Genomic DNA, 6990 nt, shown 5'->3' with positions numbered 1-6990 from the left:
CGATGACAAGGCCGATGTGGGCGAGCAGGCACGTCAGCCGCGCCTTGTGGGTGACATCGAAGCTCGCCGGGAGCTGGTTCTGCTTCGACGAATGCGCGTGGTAGATCGTCGAGAGCTGGCCATGATACATGTTAGGATAGACGCCGCGGGTGTAGGGGTACTCACCCGGGAATCCTTGTTTTGTTTCATACTCATCATTGGGGGAAACTGGGAAATACAATCGTTCGATTTCCATCCCGGAGTCGAGCAGGAATTTATCCTTGCGTTCCGGTTTCTTTGCAATTTCCTTTTCGACTTTCTTTCGCCAATTTTCTTGTGCGTTACTCACAATGCCTCCACTGCAATCATCGCAAGCACTGCCCCCTTATCAACCGGCGCGCCCGGCTGAGCGACCAATTGACTTATCGTACCTGCGACGGTACTGCGTAGTTCGTTTTCCATTTTCATCGCTTCCAAAATTGCAATCGGTTCACCGACATGAATGCGGTCACCAACCGCTTTAAGGAAGCGTTGCACCATACCCGGCATTGGTGCCCGGAACGGGATCTCACCTTCGGGTTGGCGATTACTATTGATTAGCGATTTTAGTTTACGCGCACTCTCGTTTTCGATCCGAACATCGAAACTCCACCCTTTGGCGTGCGCAGTCAAACCGCTAAAGTCTGACTCCAATGTCAACGTCATCCCTTCGGATGGCGTTCGGAGCATCCATAACATCGAACCGGCAACCGGTTCAAACTCAACCGCAATTTCGGAATCACCGACGCGGGCAACAATCGGTACATCATCGCCAACCGGTAGTTCGACAACGAATTCTTCGTCGTCGACCATCACAAAGAATTTTTCCCACTGAGTCGTTTCCATTATCGCTTTCTCAGATTGTCCCACCGACCAGTTTGTTTCCAACCGTTACGTTCACTAGGTGTTTGTGTTGATATCTTTGAGTTGTCGATGAGATTCCCCGTGCGTTTTTGTTCGTACAACGCGGTTGCCAATGCGACTAATTTCTTTACGTCGCTACGGCGATTGGTGAGCGAAACCTGATCAATCTCATTTTCAAGAAAACCTGTATTGTAATTGCCACCAACAAACACCGGATGTCCCATTAAACAGTGTAGAAACGGAATCGTGGTTTTAATTCCGATGATATGATACTCATCCAAGGCTCGTTTCATCCGGGCAATCGCTTCGTCGCGCGTCGCGCCGTAAACAATCAGTTTTGCAATCAACGAATCGTAATGCAAGGTGACTTCATTGCCTTCGTTGACACCACGATCATCTCGCACCCCGGGACCGGATGGGGCACGGAGATGGACGATGCGACCGGTCGAAGGGAGAAACTGGTTTAACGGGTCTTCGCTGCAAATCCGCCCTTCAATCGCCCAACCGTTCTGTTTAACATCTTCCTGTTTCCATGGCAGTGGTTCACCGGCGGCAATCTGTAACTGAGCTTTGACAATATCGATGCCGGTAACGAATTCGGTCACGGGATGCTCAACTTGCAAGCGGGTATTCATTTCTAAAAAGTAGAAATTGCGTTGGGCATCGACGAGAAATTCGATGGTGCCGGCATTTTCATAATTCACCGCCAGCGCCGCTTTGACCGCCGCTTGTCCCATTACTTCTCGGAGTTCCGGCGTCATAAACGGCGAGGGTGATTCTTCAATCAATTTCTGGTGACGGCGTTGGATAGAACACTCGCGCTCACCCAAATGAATCACATTGCCATACTTGTCGGCGAGAATTTGAAACTCGATATGATGCGGATTTTCGATGAATCGTTCGAGATAGACTTCCCGGGAGTTAAAGGCGGCAAGCGACTCGCGCATTGCCGCTTCGAGTGAGTTCGGCAAATCATCGGTGCGAAACACTTTCCGCATTCCCTTGCCACCGCCGCCGTGGGCAGCTTTGATCAGGAGCGGGAAACCGATTTCCTTTGCGATTTGCAGCGCGATTTTCGGATCGGACACTGGTTCTTCGACTCCAGGTGCGACCGGTACACCAACCGCTTTCATTCGGGTTCGGGCAGCAGTTTTCGATCCCATTGCGGCGATTGCCGAGGCGGTTGGGCCGATGAAACCGATGCCGGCTTCGGCGACCGCCAACGCAAACTCCGCACGCTCCGATAAAAATCCATAACCCGGATGGATTGCTTCTGCCCCGCTTCGCTTAGCGGCGGTTATTATTTTGTCCATTCGCAAATACGAATCGCGCGAAGCCGGGGCACCAATGTTTATCACTTCATCGGCGTAAAGCGTATGCGGCGAACTGCGGTCGGCATCGCTATATACCGCTACCGTTCGAACGCCCAGCTCGCGACAGGCACGCATGATTCGGATGGCGATTTCACCACGATTTGCGATCAGGATTTTGCGAAACATGTTTTCTCTCGCAGCGAGTTTGCTACGGTTACGAATAATATTATTGGCCGACTATTTGAATAAACAAATCGCGATGTCGGGGTCGATTATCGAAATCGATCAATACGATTTGCTGCCAGGTTCCAAGTTGTAGTTTGCTACGATGGATTGGAACAGTAACGGAACTGCCGATCATACTGGCGCGTATGTGGGCATAGCCGTTGCCGTCTCCCCATGCCGCATCGTGGGCATAAGCCATACTTTTCGGAAACAACCGCTCTAATGCCGCTTTGAAGTCTTTCACCAGTCCCGGTTCAAATTCGATGGTTGTAAGCGACGCGGTCGAGCCGTTGACACTAGCGACAAGCATCCCCGCTTCAACATCGGTTTTTTGTACGATTCGTTGGATATCGGTTGTGATATCGATGATATCGGTATCGCCTTTGGTTTCCACCGGCACCAGCTCGTGAAGGATTTTCACTTCCTTTGCTGATGTTGCCATTGGCATCCCACGGCGCATCATGAGCGAGCCATCGGGATACGGACATTCATGCGGTCTGCACAGTCCCACGCTTCATCGTAACCAGCATCGCAATGACGGAACACCCCCATGAGCGGATCATTGGTTAAAACGCGTTCCAAGCGTTTTGCCGCCTCTGGCGTGCCATCGGCAACGATTACTTGTCCGGCATGTTGACTGAAACCCATTCCAACGCCACCACCATGATGGAAACTAACCCAAGTCGCACCGGAGGCGGTGTTGACCAATGCATTGAGCAAAGCCCAGTCAGAGACGGCATCGCTGCCATCTTTCATCGCTTCGGTTTCGCGGAATGGCGAGGCAACGCTACCACAGTCGAGATGATCGCGTCCAATCACAATCGGCGCTTTGACTTTGTCTGCGGCAACTAACTCGTTGAATTTCAGTCCAGCGAGATGGCGTTCGCCATAACCTAGCCAACAAATGCGCGCCGGAAGTCCTTGGAACTTCACTCGCTCTTTGGCGAGTTTCATCCAGCGTTGTAACGATTCGTTTTGGGGAAACAACTCAACAATCGCTTCGTCGGTGACTGCGATATCGTGCGGGTCGCCGGAGAGCGCGGCCCATCGGAATGGACCTTTCCCTTCGCAAAAGAGCGGACGAACGTAGGCAGGTACGAAACCGGGATACTCAAAGGCACGAATAAAACCGCCTTCCTTCGCTTTTGCCCGAAGATTGTTTCCGTAATCGAAAGCAATCGCACCCATATCCTTGAGCGCGACGATTGCTTCACAGTGTTCTGCCATCGCACGGAACGCCTCTTTGCGATAAGTATCGGGATCGGATTTCCGTAATTCAAGCGCTTCTTCCAAAGTAAAATGATTAGGGATATATCCGTTCAGCTCATCGTGTGCGCTGGTTTGATCGGTAACAACATCTGGTACGAAATCGCGTTTCACTAACTCGGGAATGATGTCGGCGGCATTTCCCAGTAAGCCAATGGAAACTGCTTGGTTGCTCATCAGCGCCATTTTTATACGGGATATTGCGAAGTCAAGATTCGGTGCGGTTTCATCAAGATACTTGGTTTCTAATCGTCGCTGGATACGGGAGTGATCAACTTCGATGCAGAGCGCAACACCGCCATTCATGGTGACCGATAAGGGTTGCGCACCACCCATTCCTCCTAAGCCGGCGGTCAACACCCACTTCCCGCTAAGTGTTCCGCCATAGTGTTTTTTCGCTAACGCGGCAAAGGTTTCAAAGGTGCCTTGCAGAATTCCTTGCGTGCCAATGTAGATCCAAGAACCGGCGGTCATTTGCCCATACATCATGAGGCCTTTACGGTCGAGTTCCTCGAAATGCGACCAAGTAGACCAATTTGGTACCAGATTGGAATTTGCAATCAATACCCGCGGTGCATCAGGATGAGTTTGAATCACTCCAACTGGTTTCCCAGATTGCACGAGTAATGTCTGATCGTTTTCCAGCGCGAGGAGTTCCTTGACAATCGCATTGAGTGCGGGAATATTCCGCGCCGCTTTACCGCGACCGCCATAAACAATCAATTCTTCCGGGCGCTCGGCGACATCAGGATCGAGATTGTTGAGTAGCATTCGCAGGGCGGCTTCCTGCTGCCAACCTTTAGCATGCAGAGTTGAACCGTGTGGCGCTGATAACGGAAATTGTAACGGGAGTTGCATTGCTTTGCCTTCCGGGAACTTGTATCAGGTGAATTTGTCGGTCGTGTTCGGGTTATAATATACGAAATATTCACGCATAGTGGGGAGTTACAAGAAAATCGCGACAGATTGGAAAAGGGCGGCTACCAGCCGCCCCTACAATCCTCGCTAACACAAAAAAATGGCGCGTATGCCATTACGCCCACAAAAAGAATAAGGGCGGCTGCCAGCCGCCCCTACAATCACGGAAATTACTTGGCAGGGTTGGCAGCAGTTTTCTTTGCCGACCCTTTCTTCGCGCCGGGGTGCCACTTTCCACGCGGCCAGCGCTTCTTCGCAGTCTTCTCGACTTCGGATTCGTTAGAGACCGTTTTCTTCTCACCCTTACTCCGGGCAATTGCCGGTTTCTTCTCTTCCTTCTTAAGGTTTTCTTTTGCCTCGATACGCTCCTGTACCGCCTTCATAATTTCTTCTTCGTAGCCAACCAATTCAACGAATGCCATCGGCGCTGCGTCACCCACCCGGTATCCGGTTTTCACGATTCGCGTGTAACCACCGGGACGATCCTTGAAGCGTGGTGCAATTTCGTCGAATAAATGTTTTACGAGATCCTTGTTCGGAATCTCTTCCAACACCAACCGACGATTCGCTAACGTTCCTGTACGCGCCTTCGTTATTAAACGCTCGGCATAACTGCGAACAGCGCGCGCTTTCGCAAGGGTAGTCGTGATGCGTTTGCGCTCAAACAAGGAAAACGCAAGGTTCATCAAAAGCGCACGGCGATGCGACTTCGATCGGTTCAAATAGATTTTGGAATTTAAATGACGCATGATACTCTACTCTGTTACTTCAGACCGGTCGTCCGATACAAGTTTTCAATTGGGCGAAAGACTGAAACGTCTATCGCACCGGTTTGGGCAAATAATCTTTGCCCATACTGAGATTGCTTCGTCACTGCGTTCCTCGCAATGACATGGGCGTGTGCCATACGCCCCTACCGAATTATCAGATTAACGGAGGCGATACTCCGGCAGATATTTCTCGACATCCATACCGAACTCAAGACCGTCTTTGGAAAGTAAAATTCGCAATTCTTCCAACGTCTTGCGTCCGAAATTCCGGGCTCGCATCAGGTCTTCTTCATCCCGTCGGACTAAATCAGCGATTGTTCGAATTCGCATTTCGCGTAGACAGTTTGCTGCGCGAATCGGCATTTCCAAGACCTCGATAGGCTTCTTGAGGATTTTGCGAATGCGCAATGTCTCGTCGTCGAAATCAGAATCTTCCGGTTTTGTTCCAACGTCAAACACGACAAACAATCTCAGGTGATCCATCATTGATTGAGCAGCGTACGATACTGCATCGTCAGGCGTGATCGAACCATCGGTTGTTACTTCGAGAATGAGCTTATCGTAATCGGTTCGCTGTCCGACCCGGGTCTGCTCAACCTTGTACACAACATTGCGAATCGGAGTAAAGATACTATCGATGGGTATCATACCTATCGGGGTATCCTGCGTCCGATTATCCTCGGCGGCGACATAACCACGACCACGACGTATCGTGACTTCAATACCGAATCTCGCTTTATCGTTTAAGGTCGCAATGTGCAAGTCGGGATTCAACACTTCGAAGTCAGTGGTATTGCGTTGTAAATCACCGGCAGTAAATACACCGGGACCACGCAATTGCAGTTCCACCTTATCCGGTTTCTTATTCAAGAGCTTGAATCGAGCCTGCTTCAGGTTCAACACCACTTCCGCCACATCTTCGGCAACGCCGGGGATCGTGGTGAATTCGTGCAAGACTCCGTCGATCCGGATCGCAGTGATTGCCGCGCCGGGGATCGACGATATCAACATTCGCCGCAGTGCATTCCCAAGCGTGACACCATAGCCGCGTTCGAGGGGTTGAATAATGAAGCGCCCAAACGTAGACGAGTAACTGGACTCATCCAGCTCAACCTGCTCCGGCATTACCAAACCCGGTCCGTTCATTCGTTCCTCTAAAGTAAGATCGCTACAATTTATTTGGAGTATAATTCGACAATGAGCTGCTCGCGCAGTTTCATAGTTTCAGGAATATCACTCCGCTCCGGCCGCGAGAACGTACCTTCCATCTTCGCTTTATCGAGCGAGACATAGGTCGGCATTCGCGAGGTATTGACACGTTTCATCGCATCATGAATAATCACTAATTTCCGGGAATGCTCGGCTTCCGCCACCCGTACGATATCTCCATTCCCTAATTGGTACGAGGGGATGTTGACACGACGACCGTTAACCATAAAATGTCCGTGGCGAACCAATTGGCGGGCTGAAGCGCGTGACGGGGCAAATCCCATCCGATACACGATATTGTCGAGTCGTGATTCGAGCATAACCATCAAATTGGATGCGGTAATACCGGTTTGGCGGAGCGCTTTTTCATAGAACCCGTGGAACTGCGCTTCGACCATACCATACAT

8 protein-coding genes are annotated in these 6990 nt (G+C 50.8%); all 8 read right to left on the bottom strand.

Going from position 1 to position 6990, the window contains the following annotated elements; translation table 11 throughout:
- On the bottom strand, nucleotides 1-328 hold a 328-nt coding region (locus OEM52_12675), incomplete at its 3' end, for a methylmalonyl-CoA mutase family protein (protein MDK9700994.1).
- Entirely contained in the window at nucleotides 325-864 is a 540-nt protein-coding gene (locus OEM52_12670; protein ID MDK9700993.1) for an acetyl-CoA carboxylase biotin carboxyl carrier protein subunit, read from the bottom strand. The genes OEM52_12675 and OEM52_12670, both read right to left, overlap by 4 nt.
- Nucleotides 864-2381, bottom strand: coding sequence for an acetyl-CoA carboxylase biotin carboxylase subunit (accC, locus tag OEM52_12665; GenBank protein ID MDK9700992.1), 1518 nt, complete (start codon nucleotides 2379-2381; stop codon nucleotides 864-866). The genes OEM52_12670 and accC overlap by 1 nt, the downstream gene beginning before the upstream one ends.
- A 40-nt stretch (nucleotides 2382-2421) precedes the next feature.
- Nucleotides 2422-2862, bottom strand: coding sequence for a secondary thiamine-phosphate synthase enzyme YjbQ (locus OEM52_12660; protein MDK9700991.1), 441 nt, complete (start codon nucleotides 2860-2862; stop codon nucleotides 2422-2424).
- A 17-nt stretch (nucleotides 2863-2879) separates the two neighbouring features.
- Entirely contained in the window at nucleotides 2880-4544 is a 1665-nt protein-coding gene (hutU, locus tag OEM52_12655; protein MDK9700990.1) for a urocanate hydratase, read from the bottom strand.
- A gap of 230 nt (nucleotides 4545-4774) precedes the next feature.
- Nucleotides 4775-5353 carry a 50S ribosomal protein L17 gene (rplQ, locus tag OEM52_12650; GenBank protein MDK9700989.1) on the bottom strand — a complete coding sequence of 193 codons (579 nt, stop codon included), beginning with the start codon at nucleotides 5351-5353 and terminating at the stop codon, nucleotides 4775-4777.
- A gap of 180 nt (nucleotides 5354-5533) precedes the next feature.
- Complete coding sequence (locus OEM52_12645) at nucleotides 5534-6520, bottom strand: DNA-directed RNA polymerase subunit alpha (GenBank protein MDK9700988.1); 987 nt, start codon at nucleotides 6518-6520, stop codon at nucleotides 5534-5536.
- Nucleotides 6521-6549: 29 nt separating this feature from the next.
- Nucleotides 6550-6990: 30S ribosomal protein S4 (gene rpsD, locus OEM52_12640; GenBank protein MDK9700987.1), on the bottom strand; the 441-nt coding region annotated here is incomplete at its 5' end.

The sequence above is a fragment of the bacterium genome (assembly GCA_030247525.1).
GTDB lineage: Bacteria > Electryoneota > JAOADG01 > JAOADG01 > JAOADG01 > JAOTSC01.
The sequence above is the reverse complement of the archived record's forward strand: the minus strand, read 5'-3'. Positions and strand labels throughout refer to the sequence as shown.